The sequence below is a fragment of the Melioribacteraceae bacterium 4301-Me genome (genome assembly GCA_041538185.1).
Classification (GTDB): Bacteria; Bacteroidota; Ignavibacteria; order Ignavibacteriales; family Melioribacteraceae; genus Pyranulibacter; species Pyranulibacter aquaticus.
Genome location: JBGORM010000002.1, coordinates 519,080 through 545,275 on the forward strand (window position 1 = coordinate 519,080; position 26,196 = coordinate 545,275).

A 26,196-nucleotide genomic window follows, 5' to 3' on the forward strand; every position below is an offset into this window, starting at 1 on the left:
GTTTTTGTTCTACTATTATTCGTTAAACAGCAGAATTTATGATGCTTATAAATGAGTCAGCCTTAAGGCATGCCCCGCCAACGAGAGCACCGTCGATATCAGGCATAGACATTAATTGTTTTGAATTTTCTGGCTTCACACTTCCGCCGTATTGAATGATTAATTTTTCAGCAGTCAAGCTATCATACATTGCAGAGATTTGTTTTCTAATATAATTATGAATCTCTTGTGCTTGCTCTGGTGTTGCATTTTTGCCAGTTCCAATTGCCCACACAGGTTCATAAGCAATTATTATATTTTTTATATCTTCGTTGGAAACTTGGTAGAGTCCTTTTTTTAATTGATCATCTACAACTTCAAAGGCTTCGCCTCTTTCGCGCTGTTCTAAAGTTTCACCAATACAAAAAATTGGCTTTAGTCCTGCTTGAATGGCAGATTTAATTTTCTTGTTTATTAATTCATCTGTCTCACCAAAAATAGTTCTTCTTTCAGAGTGACCCAAAATAACGAATTCACATCCAACGCTTAATAACATACCAGCCGATATTTCTCCAGTATAAGCACCGTTTTTTTCGTAATACATATTTTGTGCGCCCAGCTTGATAGTTGTATTTTTTATTAAGGCATATGCAGTTTCTAAAGAAGTAAAAGGCGGACAAATAATTACATCTACGTTAGTATTATTTTCATTAATTCCCTTTTTAATTGCTGATATTAGATTAATTGATTCATTTAGATCGTTGTTCATTTTCCAATTGCCGGCAACAATTTTTTTACGCATAGATTATCCTTTAGTTTCTTATGAGTTTATATTTTTATACAAGGAAAAAACTAACTTACAGCTTCAACTCTTCTTACTCCAGGCACTTCGCGTATAAGAGCTCTTTCAACTCCAGCGCGGAGAGTCATTTGAGACATAGGGCAATCTGTACAAGCACCAGTTAATCTAACTTCAACAATTCCATCATCATCAACTTTTACAAGTTCTACATCCCCACCATCAGCTTTTAAGTATGGCCTAATTGTTTCAAGGGCTTGTTTTACTTTTTTCTCAAGTGCATCGTTCATTGCGGTTCCCTTTAATTATCCTGATCTATTAGAATTTCTACCTTTGATAAAGCAGAATTTATATTGTTTATGCTGATTTGCGCTGCTAAATTTTTACTAATGTTCATAATTATTTCTGATTCTTTAGCTTGCGGCATATCAACAACAATTGGTTTTCCTTTATCGCTACCCTCTCGTATTCTTGGGTCGATTGGTATGCTGCCTAATAAAGGTACTCCCATTTCTTTGGCTAATCTTTCACCCCCACCCTGACCAAATATATCATATCTTTTACCGGTATCTGGCGCAATGAAGTAGCTCATATTTTCTATTACACCTAATACTGGGACGTTCACTCTCATAAACATTTTAATGGCTTTCCTAACATCTATTAATGATACATCTTGTGGAGTAGTTACCACTACAGCTCCGCTTAAAGGAATAGTTTGAACAAGTGTTAATTGTATATCTCCTGTTCCAGGGGGCAAATCAAATAATAGGTAATCTAATTCTTCCCAAAGGACGTCGGACATAAACTGTTTTATTGCTCCACTTGCCATTGGACCTCGCCAAATTACCGGTGCGTCATCATCAATTAAAAAGCCGATTGACATTAATTTTATCCCATAATTTTCTAATGGGACCATCTTTGCAGTCTTGGTATCCTGGTATATCTTTGGCTTTTGTTGTATACCAAGCATCATAGGAATACTAGGACCATAAATATCAGCATCTATTAATCCTACTTTTGCACCTTGCTTTGCCAGAGCTAAAGCGAGATTTGCTGCTACAGTACTTTTGCCTACTCCTCCCTTACCACTTGCAACTGCTATTGTATTTTTTACACCGGGTAAGATACTGTTTTTTACTGATGCTGAACTTGCTCTTACTTTTGATGTCATTTCTACTTGGATATCTTTAACAGCAGGATAATTTTTCTTAATGATATTTATGCAATCTTCCTTTATCTTATCTTTTAAAGGGCAAGCCGGTGTGGTAAGTTCAACTGTAAAAGAAACACTGCTGTCATCAACTTTTAAGTTCTTTACCATATTTAATGTTACAATATCTTTGCGAAGATCCGGGTCAATTACTTGTCTTAGCAAGTTTAAAATCCCTTCCGAAGAAATATTAGCCATTTTTAATCTCCTTTCTTATATACAAAATTAGAAAAATAATTGTCCTTTTTCATAGGTAAAACTTAATTCTTAGTGAGTTTATTTTGTTTTTATTTTTAGGCAAATCAATATCACAGTAAGATTTTATAAAGTTTTTTAATGTATAATGATATTTAGGTATTTCCTCTCTAATTGCTTATTAAAGTTGTCGTGAAATTTACAAAAGCTTTTCATTGTGTAAATTAAAGTTTTACTACAATTATTAGATGCTGCTTATACCAAAAAGATAAACTGTTATTGGGAATAATTTTTTAGTAAAGACAGCTTCAAAATATTTCTAAATAATATTGACATATTTTTTAAGTATGCTTAAATTTGTAGTCAAAAAATAGAGATAAATGCCGACAATATCAAAAGAAAATTATTTGAAAGCCATTTATCAAAGTATAGCACTTGGTGAAACAGCTACTACTTCTAAGCTATCGCGTGAGTTGAATGTTTCAGATGCAGCTATAAGTGACATGGCTAAGAAACTTTCTAAGGAAGGGTTAATTTCCTATGAAAAATACAAAGGAGTGGTGTTAACGAAAGAAGGTCAAAAAATTGCTTTAAAAGTAATTAGGAGGCACAGACTTTGGGAATTATTTTTAACGAAAGTACTGGGTATACCTTGGGGCGAAGTTCACAATGAAGCTGAAAGATTAGAGCATCATTCTTCAGAAGAACTTATTAATAAAATAGATGAGTACTTGGGGTATCCAACTTTCGACCCACACGGTGACCCAATTCCCAAAAGCAATGGTGATTTACCGTCTATGCCTAAATTCTTTCCTTTGACTAAGACAAAAGTTGGTACAACTTATAAAGTGGTAAGAGTTGATGATAAAAATACAGAGCTTATTAAATATTTCTCTAAGATTGGACTGGCTATAAATGGGAAGATAAAAATATTAGAACGACTATCTTTTGATAATTCTATAAATATCGAGATGAACAATAAATTTTTTACTTTCAGCGAAAAGGTAGCTTCAAGCATTTATGTAAATGAATTTATTAACGAGAAAGAAAAATGAATCCATTGATATCACTTATAATAGGATTATCAGTATTGCTAATTTTTGGGTTTATAGTCTGGCCTGATACTGGTCTTATTGCAAGAAAAAGAAAATTAAAAATCGATGCTAAAAGAGTATTAATAGAAGATGCTCTTAAGCATTTGTATGATTGTGAGTATAAGAATACCATTTGCACTCTTAATAGTATTTCAGATACTTTAGCTATTTCTTATGAGAAGGCTGTTGAACTTGTTAATATGCTCGGCGATATGAAACTTGTCAACGTACTGGAGAATTCGCTTCAGTTAACCCAAGAAGGCAGATCGTATGCTTTAAGAATAATAAGGATACATAGATTGTGGGAAAAATATTTAGCCGATCACACAGGTTTAGATTCAACCGAATGGCATAAAGAAGCTGAACTTAAAGAGCACTCTATAACCGATTCGCAGCTGAATGATTTAGCAGCTCAATTGGGTAATCCTTTGAGAGATCCTCATGGTGACCCTATTCCATCACGTGATTTGACTATGCCAGAAAAAAAAGGCATCCCAATATCCATGTTGAAAAAGGGAGAGTTTGCAACAATAGTTCATCTTGAAGATGAACCAAGAGAAGTTTACTCTCAACTTGTAGCTATAGGTTTATACCCTGGTATGCAGGTAAGGATGTTAGAGCAAAATGCGTTAAGAATTGTTTTTGAAGCTGATGGCGAAGAGTGTGTAATAGCGCCAGTATTTGCATCAAACATTACTGTATTGCCAATAGAACAAAAGGAAAACATTAAAGAGTCATTTAATACATTATCATCACTTAAACAGGGTCAATCTGCAACAATCGTTGGGATATCGAATGCGATTAGAGGCATGCAGCGTCGCCGTTTGCTTGATTTTGGCTTGGTGCCTGGAACTAAAATTACCGCGTTGTTGAACAGCTACGGAAAAGACCCAGTAGCTTATGAGGTACGTAGTACTATAATAGCATTAAGAAAAAGCCAAACTGATTTTATTTATGTAAAAGATATTAGAGAGGAGAAATAAAATGTTCGACCAAAGCGTATGTGAAACTTGTCCAGCTCATAATGTGAATAACCTTGTGAAGCTTGGAATCGATATGAAAGATTTCGATTATGTTATTGCTTTGTGTGGCAACCCTAATACTGGTAAAAGTACGGTTTTTAATGCTTTGACAGGACTTAAACAACATACAGGCAATTGGCCTGGTAAAACAGTTACACGTGCTGAGGGAGGATTCAAATACGGGAATAAAAAATATAAAATTGTAGATTTACCAGGCACTTATTCTCTATTATCTACAAGTGTAGATGAAGAAATTGCGCGAGATTTTATTTTATTTGGTCAACCTGATGTTACTGTAGTTGTGGCTGACTCAACAAGATTGGAGAGAAATCTTAATCTCGTACTTCAAGTTCTTGAAATTACAGATAGAGCAGTGCTGTGTTTAAACTTGATTGATGAAGCTGAAAGACATAATATTAAAATAGATAGTAGAAACCTCTCTAAAGAATTGGGAATCCCTGTAGTACCAACCGCTGCAAGACAAAAGTTAGGTATTCCAGAACTTCTTCAAGCCATTGACGAGGTAGCTACAGGGAAATATGTATGCCGTCCTTACAGAACCACAAGTGAATTTAGAAATGTTTCCCATGCTGTAAATGAGCTTCAAAAGATGCTCTCAAAGGAATTTCCAAATTTACCTAACACACGGTGGATAGCGCTCAGATTGTTAGAAGGTGATCAAAAAATTATTGATGCCCTTAAAAATGGAGAACTGCAAAATCTAACTCAACTTAGTTCTAAAGAGGGAAAAAATGAATGGATTAATAAATAATTCTAAAGAATTAATATTAGCTACTGCTAACAAAATTCGTTGGGAAATTGGTGAAAACTTACACGATGTAATTACTGAGGCTATTTATAAGGACGCAGAAAAAATTGCCTCAAAGGTGATTACTAAAAACCAATCTAAACGTAAACTTGATTGGGATACTCGAATTGATAAACTTGTTACAAGCAGAATTTTTGGCTTACCAATTATGATGCTTTTACTTGCAATTGTTTTTTATATTACTATAGTTGGAGCTAATTATCCTTCAGATTTAATTTCTGATGTGTTAATTGGTAAAATTTATCCGTGGCTTAAGTTAGTTGCTCTAAAATTTTCAGTTCCTCATTGGATTTCTGGAATGTTTATAGATGGAGCTTATTTGGCTATGGCTTGGGTTGTTAGTGTTATGTTACCACCAATGGCTATTTTTTTCCCATTGTTTACGCTTTTGGAAGATTTTGGTTACTTGCCAAGAGTTGCATTTAACTTAGATGGTATTTACAAAAAGATAGGTGCACACGGTAAACAGGCATTAACAATGAGCATGGGTTTTGGGTGCAACGCCGCAGGTGTAATTGCTACAAGAATTATTGATAGCCCACGTGAAAGATTAATAGCAATAATTACAAATAATTTTTCTCTTTGCAATGGCCGCTGGCCCACACAAATATTAATTGCAACTATTTTTATTGGCGGCGCAGTCCCGGCTTACTTGGCAGGTATAGTGTCTGCAGCTGCAGTAGTCTTTGTTGCATTATTAGGAGTAATTTTTAGCTTTGTAGTTTCATGGGGTTTGTCTAAAACTATTCTTAAAGGCGAAGCCTCTACCTTTTCACTTGAACTGCCGCCATATAGACCCCCGCGTATTCTTCAAACTCTTTATACTTCTTTAATTGATAGAACAATATTTGTTCTATGGCGCGCAGTAGTTTTTGCATTTCCTGCAGGTATAGTTATTTGGCTTGTTGCTAATGTTAAGTTTAGCGGGATTAGTATTGCAGAATACTTTATTGATTGGGTAAATCCATTTGCATTTTTGTTCGGATTAAACGGCGTAATTTTGCTTGCTTACATTATAGCAATACCTGCTAACGAAATTGTTATACCAACTATTTTAATGTTGACTGTATTAATAACAAAATTACATGGACTTGGTGCTGGTGCTGGCGTTATGTTTGAAACAAGTTCTATATCTGATACTGCACTAATATTAAATGCTGGAGGATGGACATTATTAACAGGAATAAATTTGATGCTTTTTAGTCTGCTGCATAATCCATGCTCAACTACAATTTATACTATCTATAAAGAAACAAAAAGTGTTAAATGGGCCGTGATTTCTACTATTCTGCCAATTATATTAGGTTTTACAGTTACTTTTTTTGTTACACAAATCTGGAGATTAATTAATCAATAAAATTTGTAGCCTTGTAAAAATTTTTGTGAACTAATAAACGGGAAATATATGATAGATTCATCAACTAAAAAGATGTGGCAGAAACACTTGCAAGGTGAAATTGATTCAGCTTACTTATACAGAGTGCTTGCAAGTTTAATAGATGATGAAAAGAAAAAAAATATTTATTTACAAATAGCCGAAATAGAAGACAAGCACGTTAATGCATGGAAAAATCAATTTAGTAAATCTGGCATTAAAAATTCACTTACAGAGCCGTCAACCAAGGCAAAGATTTTTGCATGGTACTCAAAAAAATTCAACACTTATTTATTAGAACAGTATATGCTTAAGAATGAGGCTTCAGAAGTAAAAAGTTATTTTGACTTATATAACAATGCATCTGAAATTTCAACAAAAACAATAGCGCTCCAACTTGCAAGAGATTCCGCTGAACATGCTAACAGTCTTATGCAGACTGGCGGTGTTAACGAAGAACCGTGGCACAGCAGTGAATCTGGTGGCCTGTTAAGAAATGTAGTTTATGGTTTTAATGATGGTCTTACTGCAAATTTTGGTCTTATAGCAGGTATGATTGGCGCTGCCGCTCATCCACAAATTATTTTAATTTCTGGAATGGCAGGCATGATTGCAGATGCACTTTCAATGGGCTCTTCAGGCTATTTGGCAGCTGTAAGTGAAAAAGAAGTTTATGATTATGAAAGGAAAATGGAAGCTGAAGAAATAAAGCTAATGCCCGAGTTAGAAACTGAAGAGTTGGCTCTGATTTATGAGGCAAAAGGATTAAACTCTGCAGAAGCTCGTAGACGAGCAGTTGAGGCTATGAAAAATCCACAACAAGTTCTGGAAGATAAAGTAAAAGAAGAACTTGGAATTGTAAAACGATCTTTGAGCCCATTTAAAGAAGGATGGGTTACTGGTGTAGCAACAGCAATTGGTGCCTTTATTCCAGTTTTCCCTTTTTTCTTTTTTTCAGGGGGTCTGGGTATTTGGACTTCGTTCATAATTTCAATGGTTGCTCATTTTGCTGTAGGAGCAGCGAGAAGCTTTTTTACGGGAAGAGGAATTTTTAGAAGCGGCTTTGATATGTTTGTAGTGGGATTCGGTGTAGCTGCAGTCGGTTATATCCTTGGAGAATTGATTCTAAAATTTTTATAAGAAAAAAATTGTCATTGCTTGAAATTAATCAAACAAAGTCATTCTTACTGTTTATCCTGATAATTGAGGCATTGTTTAATCTAATAGTGTATTCTCAGCAAAATGTGCCTCAGTTAAATACGGATAGACCAGATAAAACAGATTCGCCTGTAGCACTAAGTTCTGGATTTGTTCAGCTTGAATCAGGATTTAGTTATGAATTTTCTGAATTGGAGAAAACTAATTATAAGTCAGAAACCTTTTTTATCCCAAGTTCCTTGCTGAGAGTTGGTTTAATAAAGAATTTGGAGTTGAGAATAGCGGGTCTTTATCAGGTAAACAAACCTACAGTGAGTGGACAAAAGTTAAATATTAATGGGTTTTCAGACATTAACATTGGTGCTAAAATTCAGTTCTTAACAGAATCTTACCCCATTCCAGCTTCAGCATTTATTATTGGATTAAAATTGCCAATCGGTAGTCCCGAGTTAAAACCAAATACAGTTGAACCAGAAATAATTTTTGCTATTGCACGTTCTATAGGAAAAAATGCGTCTTCAAGTATAAACATAGGTGTCAATTGGAGTAATAATTTTGATTTGTTAAGTTATGCTTTCAGCTATAGTTTTAACTATAGTTTATTTTCTGATTTGGTATTTTTCGTAGAATATTATGGTAATTGGGTGCATAAGTTCAACCCCTTGCATAATGTAGATGGGGGAATATATTATCTTATCTTACAAAATTTTCAGTTAGATATTTCCGCTGGAGGTAAAGTGAATAGAGATGAGAATTACTGGTTTGTTTCGTCTGGCTTTACTGTACGTCTGCCTAATTAAGTTTTGTTTTCATTGTGGAGTATACTTATAGTCTGTTTTGTCCAATGCCTTATTAACCACTCTTGGTAATTGACATTTTGTTCATAAAATACTTTATGGTTGAACACATATTTCCCGGTAGGGAGTAGAACCCGGGCTTTTTGGTTATCTTCTAAGGCTTTCAATAAAACATTTTCGATGATTATTTTTTTATACTCTGTGTTTTCAATAGGAAAAGCAGCCTCAACCCTTCTATCTAAATTTCTTTGCATAAAGTCAGCACTGCCGGCATAAAGAATTTCTTTGCCGTTATTGTAGAAATAATATAAGCGGTTGTGCTCTAATAAACGTCCAACAATGCTAATTACACGAATATTTTCACTTAGTCCTTGAATTTGAGGAATTAAGCAACATATCCCTCTTACAATAAGTTCTATTTTAACACCTTCTTGAGAAGCTTTATAAAGAGCTGCAATAATTAACGGATCTACAAGGGCATTTAGTTTTAATATTATGTGTGCCTTTTTTCCTTGTCGAGCATATTTAATTTCATTTTCAATAAATTCTATAATTTTTTCTCGGGTATTTATTGGTGAAACAATAAGTTTATTGAATTGTTTTAGTTCAGAGTATCCAGTAAGAAAATTAAATATTTCTGATACATCAGAGCATATTTTTTCATCGGCAGTAAAAATTCCAATATCGGTATATAGTTTTGCTGTTTCTGGGTTGTAGTTTCCCGTACTTATATGTGCATATCTTTGCACACCATCAATTTCTTTTCTAACAACGAGGGTCATTTTTGCGTGAGTTTTTAAGCCGACAAGTCCATATACAACATGGACGCCTGCTTTTTCAAGTTCTTTTGCCCAGTAAATATTATTTTCTTCATCAAAGCGAGCTTTTAGTTCAACTAATACAGCTACTTGTTTTTTTCTTTCAGCAGCTTCAATTAGGTATTTTACAATGGGCGAATCTTGTCCAATTCTGTAAAGAGTTTGTTTAATTGCAAGCACATCAGGGTCTACAGATGCTTCTTTGATAAATTCTATAACGGGTGTAAAAGAATCGTAAGGGTGATGAAGCATAATATCTTTTTTCTTAATGAGAGAAAAAATATTTTCTTCTCTGTCCACTATGTAGGGTATTGATGGGTGGAATGATTTTTCTTTAAGAGAGGGAATTGGCAAGTCGTATAGTTGTATTACATCGCTTAATCCCAAATTACCATCGATGATATGGACATCGTTTCGAGTAATTTCTAAATTTTCTATTAATGTGTCAATCATAAAATCAGGCATAGTGTTTTGGACTTCAAGACGAACGACAGAACCAAATTTTCTTTGTTTGATATTTTCCTCGATTACTTCCAATAAATCATCAGCCTCATCCTCTTGGATTTCTAAGTCTGTATTGCGAGTAATTCTAAATCTATGGGCTTCTAGTATTTTATTGCCTGGGAAAAGTTTGGGAAGATTTTCTTTAATTAAATCGCCCAGCCAAATAAACTTAGCGGTAAAATTTGTATTGCCGTTTCGCTGTTCCAGTTTAACTATGTGATCAATTCTAAGTAAACGTGGTAAGATGGTAGGTACTTTTATTCGTGCAAAATGCTTTTCACCTTTTGAGTTTTCCACGAGAATTGCAAAGCTTAAGCTTAAATTAGAGATGTAGGGGAAGGGCCTGCCGGGGTCAAAAGCTAACGGAGTCAAAACAGGGAAAATTTCTTTAGTAAAATATTGATTTAAAGCTTCTTTTTCCCTTGCTTCAAGTTCATCCATGTTACAAATAAAAATTCTGTTCTCTCTTAATTCCTGCAATATTACTTTATTCCAATACTCATAAATTTCATTAAGCATTGGTTGAACTGTTTTCTCAATTATTTTTAACTGTTCTATTGGTGTTAATCCATCTATAGTTAATTCGAAAATGTTAGCTCTGACTTGTTCTTTAAGTCCGGAGACCCTAATCATGTAAAATTCATCAAGGTTAGAAAAGAAGATAGAAATAAATTTTATTCTATCTAAGAGTGGTAGATTTGTATTAGTAGCTTCTTGAAGAACACGCCTGTTAAATTCTAACCAGCTGGTTTCTCTGTTGAAGAAGTTTTTTGGATTGAAATATTGTGATAAATATTCTTTAGTAAGTTCCATTATTAGAAATCATTTATTATTTACAAAATTAGTTTGCTGTATTAAAATAGCTAATAAACTTGTTTATTAGTCTACGATTATTTTAGCTTACGAGCAGAAACGAAATTATCTATGTCGTAATCAATGTATTTTTCAGGCATAGGCATTCGTCTAATTTTTACATTTGCTTTTGCAAAAAAATGCTCCGCTAATGTATCATGATATTCGGAAAAAATAACAATTTCTTTAATGCCTGCAGTAATTAAGGCCTTTGAACAATTTGTGCAGGGCATGTTTGTAATATAAGCTGTAGCACCTTGCGTGCTGATTCCATGTGAAGAACATTGTAAAATTGCGTTCATTTCTGCGTGTATAGTTCTTACACAATGATTGTCAACAATCATACACCCAACATCTTCACAATGTTCATCGCCGGGTATAGAACCATTGTAGCCGGTAGATAGTATCTGCTTATCTTTAACAAGCACACAGCCGCAATGCATTCTTGGGCATGTAGCTCTTTCAGATACTAACATTGCTAATTTGAGAAAGTATTCATCCCACGATGGTCTTTTTGGTTTCATTTAATATGCTCGTTAAAATTATTAATAAATATAAGTAATTAAAATGAGTCCTCGTATAAAATTACAACATCATCGCTTGCAGGGTGACCAACACAAGTTAAACAATAGCCAAGTTTTATTTCATCTTCAGAGAGTGCAGTTTGTTCAATTAATTTTAATTTGCCTGAGAGTAGTTTTGCACGACAAGTTCCACATTCGCCTATTTGACAGGAGTTTGGTAATTCAAGCCCAAGTGATAAAGCTTTTTGTAAAATTGTCTCGTCAGGTTTAATTTTTATTTTATGTGCTTTGTCCTTAAATATTATAGTGATATCGCGTTCTACCTCTTCGGTTTGATCGGCTTCATTTAGGATAGAAATGGTAAAATTTTCTCTATGTATTTTTTTCTTTGTAATTTTTAATTCAACTAATGCATCTAATACATTTTTCATCATGCCTTCAGGTCCACATAAATAGTATTCAGCTTTTTCTAAAATATCAAAGTTAAATTTTGATAGGTATTCAATAGCTTTTTCTTTTGTTATTCTCCCGGTATCGCCTTTCCAATCGTCAGACGGTTGTGTAAGTGTATGCTTAAGAATAAAATTATTTGGAAATCTTAGTTGCAGCTCCTCAAGTTCTTCTTTGAAGATGATATCTTTTTCTGTTTTATTAGAGTAATATAAATAAACTTGAGGTTTTTCCTTTTCAAGCAGAGCAGTTTTTAAAATAGAGTAGAGCGGAGTTATTCCGCTTCCTGCACCAAACAAAAAAATTTTTTTTCCGTTGCCATTGGTAGAGTAAACAAAATTACCAAGTGGAGGCAATGAGTATAATATATCTCCTTTTTTAATTTCATCTAGTAACTTATGTGAAGCGAAGCCATTTTTTACTTTTTTTATGGTTATGCGGATAGTGGGTAAATCGTATGGTGAGGAAGAAATTGAATAGCCCCTTCTAATTTCTTCGCCGTCTATGTTAAACAAAAGGGTCAAAAATTGACCGGCAAGGAAGTCTACCTTTAAGCCATTTTTTTCAGTTAAAATAAAGCTGACAGTATCATGGGTTTCTCTAATTATGTTTTTTACCTCAAGATGTAGAAGTTTTTCCATTAATAAAAATCTTTATTAAAATTTGAACTTACAAAAATAAAAAACCGTTATGGTGAGGGCAAACCATAACGGCTTTAATAGTGAGATAAGGAGGGTAATTCACTAATTTAAGGGCGCTGATTTTGTTTTTGTCAATAATTGTACCATTATTATAAGAATAAAATATGCTCGTTTCTTTATTTTTTAAAACGCCTTTTATGTCAAAGGAAAATATTACATGAAATAGTTACTTTTTACCGATTGTGTTAATTCTAAGTTTTCTAATGAAAGACTTGCTTTTCGGGTTGATAAGTCATAATCAATTTTAAATAAATCATTCGTCAAACGGGAATAATTATACTAGTCATTTAATCTGAAAAGAGAATTGATAAAAAGAGTTTCACTGTTATTAATGATGGTTAGATTACAGTATAATTTTAAATTGCTCTGAGCAGAATCTTGAAGGTAGTTCCTTCATTTGGGATGGTTTGTTTTACGAAAATCTTGCCGTTATGGTAGTCTTCAATTATTCTTTTGGATAAACTTAATCCTAAGCCCCATCCTCTGCGTTTAGTGCTAAAACCTGGCCTAAAAATATCTTTTTTGTTTTTGTGCTCTATCCCTTTGCCATTGTCTTTTACTTCAATTTCTACGAATTTTTTATTTCCTTTAATTTCCAAATCAATTCTACCTTCTTTATGTTCAATTGCATCAAGTGAATTTTTAATCAAGTTTTCAATGACCCATTCAAATAATTCGGCATTCATCCTAGCTTTTATGTTTTTGTCTCCTGTAAGATTTATGGTTACATTTTTGCCTAATTGCGGTAGTCTTCTCTGAAAATAATTTATAACGTTTTCAATAACCTCATATGGAGAATCTTCAACTAGTTCTGGTTTTGAACCGATCTTTGAAAATCGTTTGGCAATTTTATAAAGTCTTGTTATATCGTTCGAAATTTCCTCTGATGCATCGAGCACTTTATCTGGATTGTTATAGTTCATTTTAAGAATTTCATTCCAGCCCATAAGACTTGAAATAGGGGTTCCCAGTTGGTGAGCTGTTTCTTTTGACATACCAACCCATATATTACTTTGCTCGCTTTTTTTCAGGTAGTTAAATCCTGTATAAGCAATTAGTATGAAAAATATAGCAAATATTATTTGAAGGTAAGGATAGTAACGAAGGCGTTGTACTAAATCAGAATCTCCATAATATATTTTTGAAAGTGTTACATCTTTGTATTTTACATTTATAGGCGGGTGTATTTTTGCCAGTTCTCGAACTTTTTCTTGCAAGAATTTTATTTTTTGTTGTTGAGTAAGTTTAGGGTCAATTTCTATGTTGTTATATCCGCTTCCTTTAATTTCAGAAGTAACTTTTCCTTCTGAATTAGTTAGTATTACAGGGAAATCTATTTTTTGGATAATATTTTGGAAAATAAATGTAATGTCACTGTTTTGAGTTTCCGAGTTTGCAATAAATTCTAGACTTTGGGCATAAAGTTGAACAATTTCTTTTTCCCTTTCTTGTAATCGCTTTATTAAGCCTTGAGTGTAAAACAATGTGCCTGCAGCAATTGCAACCGCAATTATCAAAAGCGAGATTTTAATATTAACGGAGTTATATATTTTTTTCATTTTTTATGCCCGGTGGATTTAGAAAAAGACAAATCTCGTAAATAACAAAAGTATAAAAAGAACGAAAAAGCCGAAAAATTCCACCAATAAGCAGTGCGTGAATTATAATTCAATTGTTTGATCTCTTCTTGCTCCGACAGATATAATACTAATTTCAAAGCCGGCTTGTTGAGAAATGAAGGACAAATAATCTTTAGTCTCCGACGGTAAATCATCGTAATACTTAATGTTGGATATATCAACTTTCCACCCGGGTAATGTTTCGTAAATTGGGGTAACTCTCTCTAAAAGATTGACATTATTCGGATACGATTTTAATCTTTTACCATTAATTTCATAGCCAATGCAGACTTTAATTTCGTCGAGATAACTAAGCACATCAAGTTTTGTAATAGCAGCTCTTTCGATTCCATTAATCATTCTTGAATAATTTACCAAGAAAGCATCGAACCAACCGCAACGTCTTGGTCTACCAGTAGTGGCACCAAATTCATTACCTACTTTTCTAAGTTTATCGCCCTCTTCACCTGTAAGTTCAGTAGGAAAAGGGCCTAATCCTACTCGAGTTGTGTAAGCTTTCACTATTCCAAAGACTGAACTAATTTTAGTAGGTGGAATCCCGGTTCCAGTGCATGCACCGCCAGCAGTAGGATTTGATGAAGTTACAAAAGGATATGTGCCAAAATCAACATCTAACATAGTACCTTGAGCGCCTTCTAACAAGATAGCTTTTTCATTATCGATTGCTTTATTTAAAAAAGTGGGTACATCAGTAATGTATTTGTCTATTAACTTATCGAACTCAATGTATTCTTTAATTATTTCATTAACGTCTAGTTCTTTTTGATTATAAACTTTTTTTAAAATATTATTTTTTTCTTCGATATTAATTTTAATTTTTTCCTCAAGAACTCTACGGTCTAATAAATCAACTATTTTAATTCCTTTACGAGCATATTTATCTATATAGCATGGTCCAATTCCACGACCGGTAGTACCAATTTTAGTTGCACTGCTTTCATTAATTGAGTCCAAAAGTTTATGATAGGGCATAATTAAATGAGCATTTTGACTGATAAATAATCTACCTTCGCTAGAAATCCCGTTTTCCTCTAAAAATTTAATTTCATCCAGCAAAGCTTTTGGGTCAATCACTACGCCGTTACCTATAACACATTGAACATTTTCTCTTAAAATTCCTGATGGAATTAAATGAAGTATAAACTGCTTTTCGCCAATTAAAACTGTATGACCAGCATTAGCCCCGCCTTGATAACGCACAACTATATTGTATCTTTCGCTTAATATGTCAACAATTTTTCCTTTGCCCTCATCGCCCCATTGACTGCCTACTAATACCGTTATGTTCATATCAATCCATAATTTAATTTTAGTTCATTTTTACTCGCTAAATTTCAAAGAAAATTTTTTGTTATCTTCTTAGAGTAGCTGAAAGATAAATGGAGAAGTGTGATAATTTATTTAAAACTTTCCACTGCTTTATCCACTGAATCATAATGTTCGAATATTGTAATTAATTTAGTTATCACGAGTAAGCTTTCAATTTTTTCTGTAGCATTTGCCAGCTTCATATTACCACCGCCGTTTTTCAGTGTAGTATAACCACTAATTAACATTCCTAAGCCAGAACTGTTCATAAACTTTGTTTCTGAAAGATCAATAACTACATTTTTTTTGTTTTGTTTAATGAGATCGTGAAGAAGGTCGCTAAATTCTTGAGCTTCAGGGCCTCCCATTACATTACCTTTTAGCTCAATAACTACAGCATTGTACTTCTCATATGTTTTTATTTTCATAAAGGTCTCCAGATTTTTTTGGTGTTAAAATTTTTGAGAAAGATTTATTTATTAACTCACCGAAAGGTATTGGATATAATCAATAATAAATATTTATATTGGTAATTAAGTTATTGAATATTACAGTAAAAATAAAGCTTTATCTAATGTTTTTAGTTGTTTACTCTTTTGGTCTCAACTTAATATGCACTAATTAGGAACAAACTTCAAAAGGCTACGTCTAATAAATGGATTTTTCAGATAATAAAAAAGTACTTGGTAATAATTCAACAAAACTTTTCGAATTAGATGACTTTGAACTAATTAAACGTTTTATAAATGGTGACCAAAGTGTGTTTAGAGTATTGGTAGGTAAGCACAAGGATAAGGTAAGAAATCTTGTCTATTTAACTATGAGTGATGCAGATTTTGTAGATGATATTTCTCAGGATGTATTTATTAGTGTTTTTCATAAACTCAAAGATTTTCGCTTCGAGTCAAAATTTACAACTTGGCTTTACAGAATTACTGTTAACAAGTGCAAAGATTATTTAAGGAAAAAACAAGTAAGAAGTATTTTTTTGCCAATTGAAGATACTGATACTAAATACGGTGTACGAACAGTTGCAGAAAATATTGATATTCCAGGATTAGTAAGGAAAGCAATTGATAAGTTACCAGAGAAGCTGAAAGTGCCTTTAATTCTTAGAGATATCGAAGGATTTTCTTACAAAGAAATAGCTGACCAGCTGGGCTGTGAAGTGGGTACTATTAAATCGAGGATTTTTAGAGCAAGAGAAACATTGAAAATAATTTTAGAGCCTTTTCAAAAAGAGTTTTTTTAACAATGCTTGAAAATCAAAAAGTAAAAAAATCTATTCCATTTGATTCCTTAAAGCGAACCCTTCCTCTTGTTACTATATTTATTCTTACCGCTGCCTTAATGTTTTACTTTCGTTACCATAAGAAAAACTTTAATAGCTTTATTGAATCTGATAAGAAAAGTTTGATTTCTCTTTATACTGAGAACTTAAAACCACTTTTCTTTAAATCAGAAATTACAAATGAAGACATCTTTAATTTTGCGGTAAGTCGACAATTACCACTTATAAAAGAAAATAACAAAGAATTTATACTTGCTAATAGTGATTCAGCAGGGTATCAAGTTTACGAGCTAAAACATGAGCATCAGATTTCTACTGTTAATAACTATGCTAACTTTAAAAATTACTTTCATTTAAACGATAAAGAAAGCACTGAGCTGGATTCTATTTTGAATTCGTACAAGAGAAATATTTACAAATACGTTTGGCTTAATGATAAAAACACAGTTGCAGTAAATCCATTGTTGCTAACATTACAAAAGGAAATTTTAGGTTCTTTAATTTCTTTTGTTAGTAAAAAGGATAAAAATAAAATTCTGAAATTATCCTCTAAAGAATTTTATGATAAAATACAAACTAATATTCCTAATCTAACTAATTTTTCCCAGTCAGATACAAGTAAAGATTTTATAATTCTAGCGCCCGATACCATGTTAATAGCAAAAGTTAAATTTAATCCCGAAAGTTTTGATACTATTTATAGTCGGTGGGAAGTTAATTTGCAAAAAATTAAAAGCCAGTTAAAGAATTTTCAAAAGGGTGAGACTAGGTTAGCCACACAATTAAAGGACATTAAAATAGATGTTCCAGATTTAATAATTGCTGAATTATTCCCAAACAAGGCTGATAAATCTGTAAAATCTAGCATTGATAAATTGAGATTCAAAATACCTAAAACGCAAAATCAATTTATGCAAGATTCTCTAATTGATAGTTTAAGAGAAATCATTTTTTTAGCTTCTAAACTTTCATTGAATAATTTACAGAACGAACCTTTTCAGGTATTTAAGGGCGATAAAATTCAGAAAAGAATAATACCATCTAGAGTAAAGGAAGTGGAGAAAGTTGAACTTGGCAATATTGATAAAATAGTTAATGAGGTTGTTAAAGAATTTTCTAAGGGTGATAAAGCTGACTGGGAAAAATTTGGTCAAAAAATTGACTCTCTTACTAAAAATATTTCAGAAAAAGAAAAAAATTCTGTAAATAAGAAAATAAATAAGTAAAAACATATTTTATGATTGGTATTCTTAGTGTTTAATTGTATGGGTGAGTTTAACATTGAATTTTAGTTTTAGTATGATTGTCACAAAATTATTAATAAGTCATGCAAATGAATTTTTACAAAATAACACGAACAAGAAAATTAGAATACACAATTCTATTTTCTATTTTGCTTTTTTTGTTTGATGTTATTTTTTCTTCGCACGATTCAATTATTATCCACATTGCTCACGAAATTATTGTCTTTTTGGTTATTACTTCTCTTTACATTTATCTAAAAGATTTCTTAGCCATTAGAACAAATTCACCTTTTACTTTAGTGGTTAATTCATTAATACTGGCAGCATTAATATTTTTTATTCTTACTCTAACCAACACTTTCTTTAATTATTCTGAAATTAATAGTAATAAAATTAGTTTTCCTGGTTCTTTTTCCTTGCTCTTGATTATCTTTATTCTTATTGGAGCTGCTACATTTATTTTTTCAGGTTTTCGTGAGTTATTTTACTTTCGTCAGAAGAAAAATCTGCAGATGTACTTTAACACAATGCTTGTTTTTTTAGCATTAGCATATTTTTCTAATTTGCTAATAAAATTTGATGACACTTTTGATTATCCAAAAGATGCTTTTTTTGTTGTATCTATAATATTAATTTCTATTAACTCGCTTAGAGTTGCATGGATTGCATTTTTAAGTAAAAAACAAAAAATATATTTGCTCATTATATCAATAATACTCACAACTTTATTTGGGGTAAATTTTGGGCTTTTGATAGATAGTAATGCTGTAAAGTCGGTTATTTATAACTTCTCGCCTGGTCTTTTCTCAATTTTTATTTTAACTATGATTTATGGGATGATTTACTCCAGTGTAATATTCTTTACTACACTTTTTCATTTACCAACGGCTGAAGAGTTTGATAGAAAAGCAGAAGAGGTAAGTTCATTATTTGATTTAACCAAACTTATTACTCAAGTTTTTGACTTAAGTGAATTAGCTGATACTATAACTGCGCTGACAACAAAAGTTTGCAACTCGGATTTTGCTTGGCTTGTTACTGCTAAAAATGAAAAATTTGTTTTAAATTCAGTTAACAATATAGAATATAACGACGCTGAAAAAGTCACAGAGTTTTTGTTAGACGAATATTCTTATGATATTGTAAATGTATTAACAATAAAGAAAAGTACTATAAAAATAAGGGATAAAGATGAAAGCAAGACTCTAAGTTTTGGCGCAATAGCCATAGCCCCATTACGAGTTCATGGAAAATTAAATGGCTATTTATTCACAGCAAGAAAGCATGAATATAATTTTGATGAAGAAGATATAAAAGCAGTAGGAGCGTTTGCCGATTATGCTTCAGTAGCTGTTGAAAATGCAAAGCATATAAAAGAATCATTGGAAAAAGAAAGACTGGAAAAGGAACTTGATGTTGCAAGGGAGATTCAATATAAAATATTACCGCGCAAGATTCCTAATTTTAAAAACTTGACAATTTCAACAGTATTTGTCCCGGCTTTTGAGGTGGGAGGCGACTATTACGATTTTTTCGAACTGAATGATGATTGTCTGGGATTCGTTGTTGCAGATGTATCTGGTAAAGGTATTTCAGCTGCTTTTATTATGTCAGAATTAAAAGGTATTTTTGAATCGTTAGCAAATATAATCGTTACACCTAAAAAACTATTGACAAAAGCCAATGAACTATTGAAAAATACCTTAGATAAAAAAAATTTTGTAACTGCCATTTATGGGATTATTGACTTTAAAAAAGAACAACTTAAATTTGCAAGAGCAGGTCATACCCCCGTTCTTTATTTTTCTGAAAATAAACTTACAAAGTTGAAACCACAGGGTATAGGCTTGGGTTTGGATTATGGACATAGTTTTGAAAATACATTATCTGAAGTAACGATAGAGTTAAAAGATAATGATATTATAACGTTTTATTCTGATGGTATTCCTGAAGCAAAAAATTCAAAATTAGAAGATTTTGGGTATGATAGATTTGTTGAAATATTACGTGAAAACTGTAATGAAAGTCCGGATTATATTTCAAGCGAATTGATGAAACAAATTAGTATGTTCTCTAAAGATAAATCTCAGCACGATGATATTACTTTAGTCCTATTTAAATGGAAATCAAATAACAAATTAAATGGAGATAGTTAATGGCGGATTTTATAGTCAACTTAAGAGGAGTTGGCAACGTGAGCGTAATTGACCTTAAAGGTTACTTGGATGCTCATACCGCACCCGAACTGGAAAATATTTTTAATAAACTTGTTGACGAAAAGAAATTTCAAGTTGTTGTGAACTTTCATGATCTCCAGTATATAAGTAGCGCCGGCTTGGGTGTATTTATGGCTTATGTTGAAACAATGCGGAACAATAGGGGAGATATAAAATTCTCCAATATGAAAGAAAATGTTTACAACATTTTTGATTTGCTCGGCTTTCCTGTTCTTTATGAATTTTATAAAGATGAAAGGGAAGCTATCAATAAGTTTAATGAACAGGAAAAATCTTGAACATTAATAACAAAAATTTTATAAGAAACTTAGTTGTAAAAAGTACAACTGAAAATCTTTCGTTAGTTAGAAAGTTCACGAAAGATGCTGCATTGTATTGCGGTTTTGACGAAGATACTGCTTCTAAAATTGTTCTTGCAGTCGATGAGGCTTGTACTAACATAATTAAACATGCTTATAAATATTCCCCTCAAGGTGAAATTTTTATTTCCATTAACTTTGTTTCCCCTAAATTTACCGTTACAATTACTGATAAAGGCAATCATTTTAATCCTGAACTTGTTCCGGTGCCAAATATTAAAGAATATTATAAACTAAAAAAAGTTGGCGGCTTGGGTATTTTTTTAATGAAAAAGTTAATGGACGAAGTTAGCTACTCTTCAATTGAAAACACTAATAAAGTTGTTTTGACTAAATATTTGTCTTAACCAAATGAATAATACCGATAAATCTCTTGCTCTGAGAAATTTAACAGCTTTAGTAGATTTTAGTAATCTTATTAATTCGAGTTTGGATTTAAACTTCATATTAAATAATTTGTTATTGACCTGCCTCACTAAATTTCAAACGAGTAAAGCCTTAATTGCTATTGCAGATGAAAATGGTCAACTAATAGTTCATGCTTACAAAGGCATTCCCAAAGTAGAAATAGATAAGTTCCCCAAGTTATACGCTGATACATATTATGAAAACAATGAATTTAAAAATTTTGCTGCAAGAAACAGTTTTTTAATTCATAGAGCTTTTAATTCCGCTGCTAAAACAAAAGGGGTAATTTTACTGGGTGCAAGGTTAATAAAAAAAGATTATTCTGAGGATGATATTGATTTTTTAGATACACTGCTAAATGTAGGTGTTACTGCTATTGAAAATTCAATAATTATGCGGCAATTAAAACAACTTAACCGTGCTTTGGGTGCTAAGGTAAATCAATTAAGCTCTTTGTTTGATTTAAGTAAAGAGTTTAGCGGGATACTCGATATAAAAAAAATTGGCAAGGTTTTAGTGTTTTCTGTAATAGGACAAATGCTGGTTGCAAAATATGCTGTTGTTACTCACTATAATGGAGTGTTACAATTAATAGAAAATAATTTTGATGAAACTGAATTAAAGAAAGTTTTACAAGATGTATTCATAGAGGAAATTAAGGAACCTCTTAACAAAGATGAAATTGCCGAGAAATTTCTATCATTAAGAAAATTGGGCGCTGAATTGATTGTCCCAATGAAAATTAAAAACATAACAAAAGGACTTATTTTATTAGGCAAAAGAAAAAATGAACTTGGGTATACACGCTCTGATGTTGAATTTATTTCTTCTATAGGAAGCCTTGCTATAATTTCTATTGATAATGCAATGCTGTTTCAAGAAACACTCGAAAAGGAAAGATTGGAAAAGGATATCGAAATTGCACGTAATATTCAAAAAAACTTATTTCCTAAGACTATCCCATCGTTTTCAAATATTAAACTATCAGCTTATAATTCTCCTGCTAGAACGGTAGGCGGTGATTATTATGATATAATAAAATTAGATGAAGAAAGATTGTTAGTTGCAATTGCTGATGTTTCCGGGAAAGGTGTTCCAGCTGCATTAATTATGGCAAACTTACAGGCGTTCTTAAAATCAATATGTAAGCAAGAATTTTTTCTTCCGCAAGCAACGAATGTTTTAAATGACTTAGTCTCTGAAAATACAATGATGGGGAATTTTATAACTTTCTTTTGGGCAGTTTTCAACAATAATACTAAAGAGTTAATTTATGTTAATGCGGGTCATAACCCACCTCTTCTTATTAGAAATGGGCAAATTACTAAACTTAAAAAGGGAGGAATGATATTAGGTTTTCTTCCCACATCAACACCTTATTTATACGAAGTTGTACAAATGCAAACTAATGATACTTTAGTTCTTTTTACTGATGGAGTTACCGAAGCTATGAACTCACAAGGTCAAGAATTTACCGACGAAAGGTTAGAGGAATTGCTTAAAAATGTCTATGTTAACAACGCCAATGAAATTCTTGAGTCAATTAAAACCGAATTAAAAAAATTTACGAATAATGCTGAACAGTCCGATGATATAACATGTATAGTAATCAAAATTCAATAATATGCTTAAAACAATAAAAGATATTGTAATTAAAAATAGAAGAAATTCTGTAATTCTTTTAACAACACTTTTGGTAATTGTAGGTCTTATAAATTTCTATTTTATTTTTGAGGTAACTACACAATCTAACGATGAATGCCTGTGGGTACAAAAGAAAATTAATAAAGACAGTACAGAAGTTTTTATTGATAAAGTAAAAGAAGGTGGGGTAACCTGGATTGCTGGAATAAGAAATGGGGATAGACTCATTAAAATTAATGGAGTAACAATTGATAATCTTATTACAGCCACGAAAGTGTTGGATAGTGTTCCCAAAGGAGATTATGCTACATACCTTATTGGCAGGAATAACACTACATTTGAAACTAAAGTTTTGGTAAAAAAACTTATTAATCTTTTTGGATTTAGCTATGCTTTATTAGGATTTATATGGATAATTGTTGGCTTTATAGTTGTAATGGCAAAATTAGATGGTAAAACGCAAAATGCTTTTTATAACATTGGTTTTTTTGCTACACTTTTTGCACTAAGTAATTTGTTTTACAGAGGACCTTCCGTACAAAATCCTATTTTTTCAAACATTTTTGTTTTCAGTATTGTTGTTATTGCTTTTTTAATTGGGGCTACTTACTTGCCGTTTCAAATAGTCAAATTTTTTAATCTCTTCCCTGTAAGAAATAAAATTAATGATAAAAAATGGTATAAGAATACTTTAAAATATGCACCGCTGACAATTTTAGGTTTATCATTCGTTATTTTTTTTGTTGTATTCTTCCTTAAATTAAATTTCCTTAAACCTGAATATGTTGTTATTGTAGGGAATAACCTCTTCTTAATACTTAATGTTGGAGGCTATATTATAGGATTAGTGCTTTTATTTATAAGTTATTCGAGGATGGATACTAAACAAGAAAGGAATTCTATTTTTGTAATTTTGATAGCCTACGTTGTTGGTGTTGCTGCATTGCTGTTTACTTATACCTTAGCAGGTGTTATTGCTGGAACTATATTTAACAACCCAATTTATTTTACTCCTATTATTTTAATTTCACTTCTACCTGTAGCTTTTGGCTATTCGATATTTAAATATTCATTAATGGATGTTAGTGATGTTTTAAAAAACGCAATCTTTTATGGAACAGCAACTTTATCTATTGCCGCAGTTTATTTCTTGTTAATTTATGTAATTGGACAAGGTGTTAGTTCTGCAATTGGAACGGAATATCAAGGACTTATAGCCGGGTTAATTTTTATAATATTTGCAATTATTTTCCAGTCGGCTAAGGACAAATTTCAAAATTTGATTACAATTAAGTTCTATCCAGAACAGTTTGCTTTTCACAACATACTTTTGAAATTTAGCAACGATATTACTACTGTTGTCGGCTTTGATAATATTTTAGACACCACAGAAGAAATTTTTGTCAATTTACTCAAGCTTAAACACTTTGGTATATTTTTGAAAAATGAAAAGAAACAAGTGTTTGAATTGGTACGCAGTGAGGGTATCTTTTTGTCGAACATGAAGTTACATAATAATCAACACAAACTAGACAATTATTTTCAGAATAAAGCTGCTACAAACAAAAAGTTGGTTATTTATCGTGAAGAGTTTAAGGAACTATTTGGAGAAGAAGCTGATTTACTTATAGAAGAGCATATATATACTATAATTCCCCTTTTAATTAAATCAAGGTTGATTGGGTTGCTAGTATTTGGTTTGAAATTTTCCGGCTCTCAGTTTGCTGATAAGGAAATTGAACTGTTAAATGCTGCTGCTAATCAAACAGCAATTTCAATAGAAAATGCAAGATTATATGAATCTGAAGCCGAAAAAATTAAATTAGAAAAAGAGTTTGACAACGCAAGAAAAATCCAGGAAAGCTTACTTCCTAAAACTGTTCCACATATTCCAGGAATTGACATTTGTGGGAAAATGATACCTGCAATGCAAATTGGCGGTGATTATTATGATTTTATTCAAGTGAGTCAAAATGAATTTTTTATTGTAATTGCTGATGTTTCCGGTAAAGGATTATCGGCATCATTTTACATGTCTAAAATTCAAACAATGGTGAGATTGTATTGCGCGCAATTAAAGTCGCCAAAAGAAATACTGTGTGAAATTAACAGTCAGCTTTTTAATAATATTGAACGAAATAATTTTATCACACTTAGCTTAGCACTTTTTGATACTGAAAAAAAGAAGATTCAAATTTGTAGGGCCGGCCATACCCCTATGATTTTATTTAGGGAAGGACAACATTTTGTTGTTCAGCCCAGTGGAATAGGACTTGGACTTGAAAAAGGGAATATTTTTGAAGCCACATTAGAAGAAGAGTTAATGGATATGAAAAGGGGAGACCTTTATTGCTTTTTTTCCGATGGTGTAACTGAAAATATGAATAATCAAAAAGAACTTTACGGAATTAAAAACCTGCAGAATATTATTCTACAAAATTACTCATTGAGTTCTGCTGCCATTACAAACCGTGTAATCCAAAACTTGGAAAATTTTAGAGGAACAACAACACAGTTCGACGATATAACACTAATTGTGGTTAAGTATACCTAAAAGACTTGATTAAAAGTGTAAACTTGTTTTCTTGGCATTGGTGCATAAAATATAAATAAACTAAAACTGCACTTTCTTATTTGTTCTGTTAGCATACTCTAAAACAAAAGCACTTGCAACAAAAATTGAAGAATAGGTACCCGTAATAATTCCTATAAATAAAGCAAAAGCAAAACCCTTTAAGACCTCGCCGCCAAAAATCAATAGGACAATTACGCTAATTAAAGTAGTAAAGCCTGTTATTATGGTTCTGCTCATTGTTTTATTTATAGCGTTGTTCATATTTTCTTCTAAGGGAAGTGTTTTGTGAATTTTTAGATTTTCCCTTACTCTATCGAAAACAACTACAGTATCGTTAATTGAATATCCAACTAAAGTCAAAAATGCTGCAACAACGCTTATAGAAATTTCTAAATTGAGACCGGGGAACACACCATAAAGAATTGAAAAAAGACCTAAAGTAATAAGCACATCATGGAATAAAGCGGCTACAGCTCCAATAGCAAATGTGAACTTAAATCGGAAACCTAAATAAATTAGAATAACTATTAATGAAATTAATACTGCCAATAGTGCATCAGTTTTTAGTTCTTGTCCAATTTTCGGGCCCACTTTATCTTCTTTAAGTACATTAAATGGATTATCATGAAATCTTTCACTTAAATTTTCTTTAATCCAATCAGCTATTCCAACTCTTACAATTACTGCAGTGTTAGTGGCTTCTTCAGAAGCTTTGGTTGTTTGAAAGCCAGCTTCGAATAATTTATTGTTCATAAAATTGGCGGTTTCTGGATCCGGGAATGAAAAAGTGATAGAATTAATGGTTGAGTCTGTAACGGTGACTTTTGTGCCTGGTTTAGATTTTTCTATCAGTTCTCTAATTTTTTGAGTTACTTTTGGGAAAATATTAGCAGGTATTTCTTGAATTTCAGTTCTTAACAAGATGCCGGTACTACCGCCAAATGTTTTAACTTCTACGTTACCCAGTCCAATTTTGTCTACTTCTTTTCTTACGTCAGAAATTTGAATTGGTTTCTCGAATTGAATGGCAACTTCGGTGCCTCCCTTAAAGTCGATTCCAAATTGTAATCCACGAAATATAATACTAATAATTCCTAAGAATAGAAGAGTAGCAGAAAGAAAATAGAAAAATTTTCTTTTTGCCATGAAATTAACGTTTAAATTTTCGAATACTCTCATTTAT

Annotated in this window: 23 protein-coding genes; 13 read left to right on the forward strand and 10 right to left on the reverse strand. The window is 32.0% G+C overall.

The window, feature by feature from the left end:
• Positions 1–22 precede the first annotated feature (22 nt).
• Genes tpiA through apbC form a run of 3 tightly spaced genes read right to left on the reverse strand, consistent with a single transcriptional unit; the run spans position 23 to position 2,186 of the window.
• On the reverse strand, positions 23–781 hold the full coding sequence (gene tpiA / locus ABRY23_05660) for a triose-phosphate isomerase (protein MFA3782536.1): 759 nt from the start codon (positions 779–781) through the stop codon (positions 23–25).
• A gap of 50 nt (positions 782–831) precedes the next feature.
• Positions 832–1,068 (reverse strand): NifU family protein, encoded by a 237-nt coding sequence (locus ABRY23_05665; protein ID MFA3782537.1) that lies wholly within the window; start codon positions 1,066–1,068, stop codon positions 832–834.
• An 11-nt stretch (positions 1,069–1,079) separates the two neighbouring features.
• Positions 1,080–2,186 (reverse strand): iron-sulfur cluster carrier protein ApbC, encoded by a 1,107-nt coding sequence (gene apbC / locus ABRY23_05670; GenBank protein ID MFA3782538.1) that lies wholly within the window; start codon positions 2,184–2,186, stop codon positions 1,080–1,082.
• A gap of 377 nt (positions 2,187–2,563) precedes the next feature.
• Here apbC and ABRY23_05675 point away from each other — a divergent pair, with 377 nt between their 5' ends.
• The 6 genes from ABRY23_05675 to ABRY23_05700 all read left to right on the forward strand — a co-directional run bounded on the left by ABRY23_05675 (position 2,564) and on the right by ABRY23_05700 (position 8,461).
• Entirely contained in the window at positions 2,564–3,238 is a 675-nt protein-coding gene (locus ABRY23_05675; GenBank protein MFA3782539.1) for a metal-dependent transcriptional regulator, read from the forward strand.
• Positions 3,235–4,260, forward strand: a complete 1,026-nt coding sequence (locus ABRY23_05680) for a FeoA domain-containing protein (GenBank protein MFA3782540.1) — start codon at positions 3,235–3,237, stop codon at positions 4,258–4,260. The genes ABRY23_05675 and ABRY23_05680 overlap by 4 nt, the downstream gene beginning before the upstream one ends.
• Position 4,261: 1 nt before the next feature.
• Complete coding sequence (locus ABRY23_05685; GenBank protein MFA3782541.1) at positions 4,262–5,071, forward strand: FeoB small GTPase domain-containing protein; 810 nt, start codon at positions 4,262–4,264, stop codon at positions 5,069–5,071.
• Positions 5,052–6,485, forward strand: coding sequence for a nucleoside recognition domain-containing protein (locus ABRY23_05690; GenBank protein ID MFA3782542.1), 1,434 nt, complete (start codon positions 5,052–5,054; stop codon positions 6,483–6,485). The genes ABRY23_05685 and ABRY23_05690 overlap by 20 nt, the downstream gene beginning before the upstream one ends.
• 48 nt (positions 6,486–6,533) lie before the next feature.
• On the forward strand, positions 6,534–7,643 hold the full coding sequence (locus ABRY23_05695) for a VIT1/CCC1 transporter family protein (protein ID MFA3782543.1): 1,110 nt from the start codon (positions 6,534–6,536) through the stop codon (positions 7,641–7,643).
• A 71-nt stretch (positions 7,644–7,714) separates the two neighbouring features.
• On the forward strand, positions 7,715–8,461 hold the full coding sequence (locus ABRY23_05700) for a transporter (GenBank protein MFA3782544.1): 747 nt from the start codon (positions 7,715–7,717) through the stop codon (positions 8,459–8,461).
• Here ABRY23_05700 and ppk1 read toward each other — a convergent pair.
• From ppk1 to ABRY23_05730, 6 genes are all read right to left on the reverse strand, one after another.
• Positions 8,458–10,593: a polyphosphate kinase 1 gene (ppk1, locus tag ABRY23_05705; GenBank protein MFA3782545.1), complete on the reverse strand. Its 2,136-nt coding sequence runs from the start codon at positions 10,591–10,593 to the stop codon at positions 8,458–8,460. The two genes, ABRY23_05700 and ppk1, sit on opposite strands and share 4 nt — an antisense overlap.
• Before the next feature lie 77 nt (positions 10,594–10,670).
• Positions 10,671–11,156: a cytidine/deoxycytidylate deaminase family protein gene (locus ABRY23_05710; GenBank protein MFA3782546.1), complete on the reverse strand. Its 486-nt coding sequence runs from the start codon at positions 11,154–11,156 to the stop codon at positions 10,671–10,673.
• A gap of 38 nt (positions 11,157–11,194) precedes the next feature.
• A complete protein-coding gene (locus ABRY23_05715; GenBank protein ID MFA3782547.1) occupies positions 11,195–12,247 on the reverse strand; it encodes a 2Fe-2S iron-sulfur cluster-binding protein in 1,053 nt (350 codons plus the stop codon).
• Between the two features lie 416 nt (positions 12,248–12,663).
• Positions 12,664–13,866, reverse strand: a complete 1,203-nt coding sequence (locus ABRY23_05720) for a PAS domain-containing sensor histidine kinase (protein MFA3782548.1) — start codon at positions 13,864–13,866, stop codon at positions 12,664–12,666.
• Between the two features lie 102 nt (positions 13,867–13,968).
• Positions 13,969–15,237: an adenylosuccinate synthase gene (locus ABRY23_05725; protein ID MFA3782549.1), complete on the reverse strand. Its 1,269-nt coding sequence runs from the start codon at positions 15,235–15,237 to the stop codon at positions 13,969–13,971.
• A 107-nt stretch (positions 15,238–15,344) separates the two neighbouring features.
• Positions 15,345–15,683, reverse strand: coding sequence for an STAS domain-containing protein (locus tag ABRY23_05730; GenBank protein ID MFA3782550.1), 339 nt, complete (start codon positions 15,681–15,683; stop codon positions 15,345–15,347).
• Between the two features lie 227 nt (positions 15,684–15,910).
• On the opposite strand from ABRY23_05730, the gene ABRY23_05735 reads away from it, so the two are divergent.
• The 7 genes from ABRY23_05735 to ABRY23_05765 all read left to right on the forward strand — a co-directional run bounded on the left by ABRY23_05735 (position 15,911) and on the right by ABRY23_05765 (position 24,992).
• Complete coding sequence (locus ABRY23_05735) at positions 15,911–16,507, forward strand: RNA polymerase sigma factor (GenBank protein ID MFA3782551.1); 597 nt, start codon at positions 15,911–15,913, stop codon at positions 16,505–16,507.
• A 2-nt stretch (positions 16,508–16,509) separates the two neighbouring features.
• Positions 16,510–17,772, forward strand: coding sequence for a hypothetical protein (locus tag ABRY23_05740; protein MFA3782552.1), 1,263 nt, complete (start codon positions 16,510–16,512; stop codon positions 17,770–17,772).
• A gap of 107 nt (positions 17,773–17,879) precedes the next feature.
• A complete protein-coding gene (locus ABRY23_05745; GenBank protein MFA3782553.1) occupies positions 17,880–19,946 on the forward strand; it encodes a SpoIIE family protein phosphatase in 2,067 nt (688 codons plus the stop codon).
• Positions 19,946–20,305: an STAS domain-containing protein gene (locus tag ABRY23_05750; protein ID MFA3782554.1), complete on the forward strand. Its 360-nt coding sequence runs from the start codon at positions 19,946–19,948 to the stop codon at positions 20,303–20,305. Before ABRY23_05745 ends, ABRY23_05750 begins: the two co-directional genes overlap by 1 nt.
• Positions 20,302–20,733 carry an ATP-binding protein gene (locus ABRY23_05755; protein ID MFA3782555.1) on the forward strand — a complete coding sequence of 144 codons (432 nt, stop codon included), beginning with the start codon at positions 20,302–20,304 and terminating at the stop codon, positions 20,731–20,733. Before ABRY23_05750 ends, ABRY23_05755 begins: the two co-directional genes overlap by 4 nt.
• A gap of 4 nt (positions 20,734–20,737) precedes the next feature.
• Complete coding sequence (locus ABRY23_05760; GenBank protein MFA3782556.1) at positions 20,738–22,417, forward strand: GAF domain-containing SpoIIE family protein phosphatase; 1,680 nt, start codon at positions 20,738–20,740, stop codon at positions 22,415–22,417.
• Between the two features lies 1 nt (position 22,418).
• Complete coding sequence (locus ABRY23_05765; GenBank protein ID MFA3782557.1) at positions 22,419–24,992, forward strand: SpoIIE family protein phosphatase; 2,574 nt, start codon at positions 22,419–22,421, stop codon at positions 24,990–24,992.
• A 60-nt stretch (positions 24,993–25,052) separates the two neighbouring features.
• Here the strand turns inward: ABRY23_05765 and secF are convergent, their stop codons facing one another.
• A complete protein-coding gene (gene secF, locus ABRY23_05770) occupies positions 25,053–26,192 on the reverse strand; it encodes a protein translocase subunit SecF (GenBank protein ID MFA3782558.1) in 1,140 nt (379 codons plus the stop codon).
• Between the last annotated feature and the right edge of the window lie 4 nt (positions 26,193–26,196).

Coding starts and splice junctions, on each gene's coding strand:
- secF (MFA3782558.1), bottom strand. CDS start 26,192: ATGAGAGTATTCGAAAATTTAAACGTTAATTTCATGGCAAAAAGAAAA.
- ABRY23_05740 (MFA3782552.1), top strand. CDS start 16,510: ATGCTTGAAAATCAAAAAGTAAAAAAATCTATTCCATTTGATTCCTTA.
- ABRY23_05750 (MFA3782554.1), top strand. CDS start 19,946: ATGGCGGATTTTATAGTCAACTTAAGAGGAGTTGGCAACGTGAGCGTA.
- ABRY23_05690 (MFA3782542.1), top strand. CDS start 5,052: ATGAATGGATTAATAAATAATTCTAAAGAATTAATATTAGCTACTGCT.
- ABRY23_05730 (MFA3782550.1), bottom strand. CDS start 15,683: ATGAAAATAAAAACATATGAGAAGTACAATGCTGTAGTTATTGAGCTA.
- ABRY23_05680 (MFA3782540.1), top strand. CDS start 3,235: ATGAATCCATTGATATCACTTATAATAGGATTATCAGTATTGCTAATT.
- ABRY23_05720 (MFA3782548.1), bottom strand. CDS start 13,866: ATGAAAAAAATATATAACTCCGTTAATATTAAAATCTCGCTTTTGATA.
- ABRY23_05695 (MFA3782543.1), top strand. CDS start 6,534: ATGATAGATTCATCAACTAAAAAGATGTGGCAGAAACACTTGCAAGGT.
- ABRY23_05675 (MFA3782539.1), top strand. CDS start 2,564: ATGCCGACAATATCAAAAGAAAATTATTTGAAAGCCATTTATCAAAGT.
- ABRY23_05715 (MFA3782547.1), bottom strand. CDS start 12,247: ATGGAAAAACTTCTACATCTTGAGGTAAAAAACATAATTAGAGAAACC.
- tpiA (MFA3782536.1), bottom strand. CDS start 781: ATGCGTAAAAAAATTGTTGCCGGCAATTGGAAAATGAACAACGATCTA.
- ABRY23_05710 (MFA3782546.1), bottom strand. CDS start 11,156: ATGAAACCAAAAAGACCATCGTGGGATGAATACTTTCTCAAATTAGCA.
- apbC (MFA3782538.1), bottom strand. CDS start 2,186: ATGGCTAATATTTCTTCGGAAGGGATTTTAAACTTGCTAAGACAAGTA.
- ABRY23_05685 (MFA3782541.1), top strand. CDS start 4,262: ATGTTCGACCAAAGCGTATGTGAAACTTGTCCAGCTCATAATGTGAAT.
- ABRY23_05745 (MFA3782553.1), top strand. CDS start 17,880: ATGAATTTTTACAAAATAACACGAACAAGAAAATTAGAATACACAATT.
- ABRY23_05735 (MFA3782551.1), top strand. CDS start 15,911: ATGGATTTTTCAGATAATAAAAAAGTACTTGGTAATAATTCAACAAAA.
- ppk1 (MFA3782545.1), bottom strand. CDS start 10,593: ATGGAACTTACTAAAGAATATTTATCACAATATTTCAATCCAAAAAAC.
- ABRY23_05725 (MFA3782549.1), bottom strand. CDS start 15,237: ATGAACATAACGGTATTAGTAGGCAGTCAATGGGGCGATGAGGGCAAA.
- ABRY23_05665 (MFA3782537.1), bottom strand. CDS start 1,068: ATGAACGATGCACTTGAGAAAAAAGTAAAACAAGCCCTTGAAACAATT.
- ABRY23_05760 (MFA3782556.1), top strand. CDS start 20,738: ATGAATAATACCGATAAATCTCTTGCTCTGAGAAATTTAACAGCTTTA.
- ABRY23_05765 (MFA3782557.1), top strand. CDS start 22,419: ATGCTTAAAACAATAAAAGATATTGTAATTAAAAATAGAAGAAATTCT.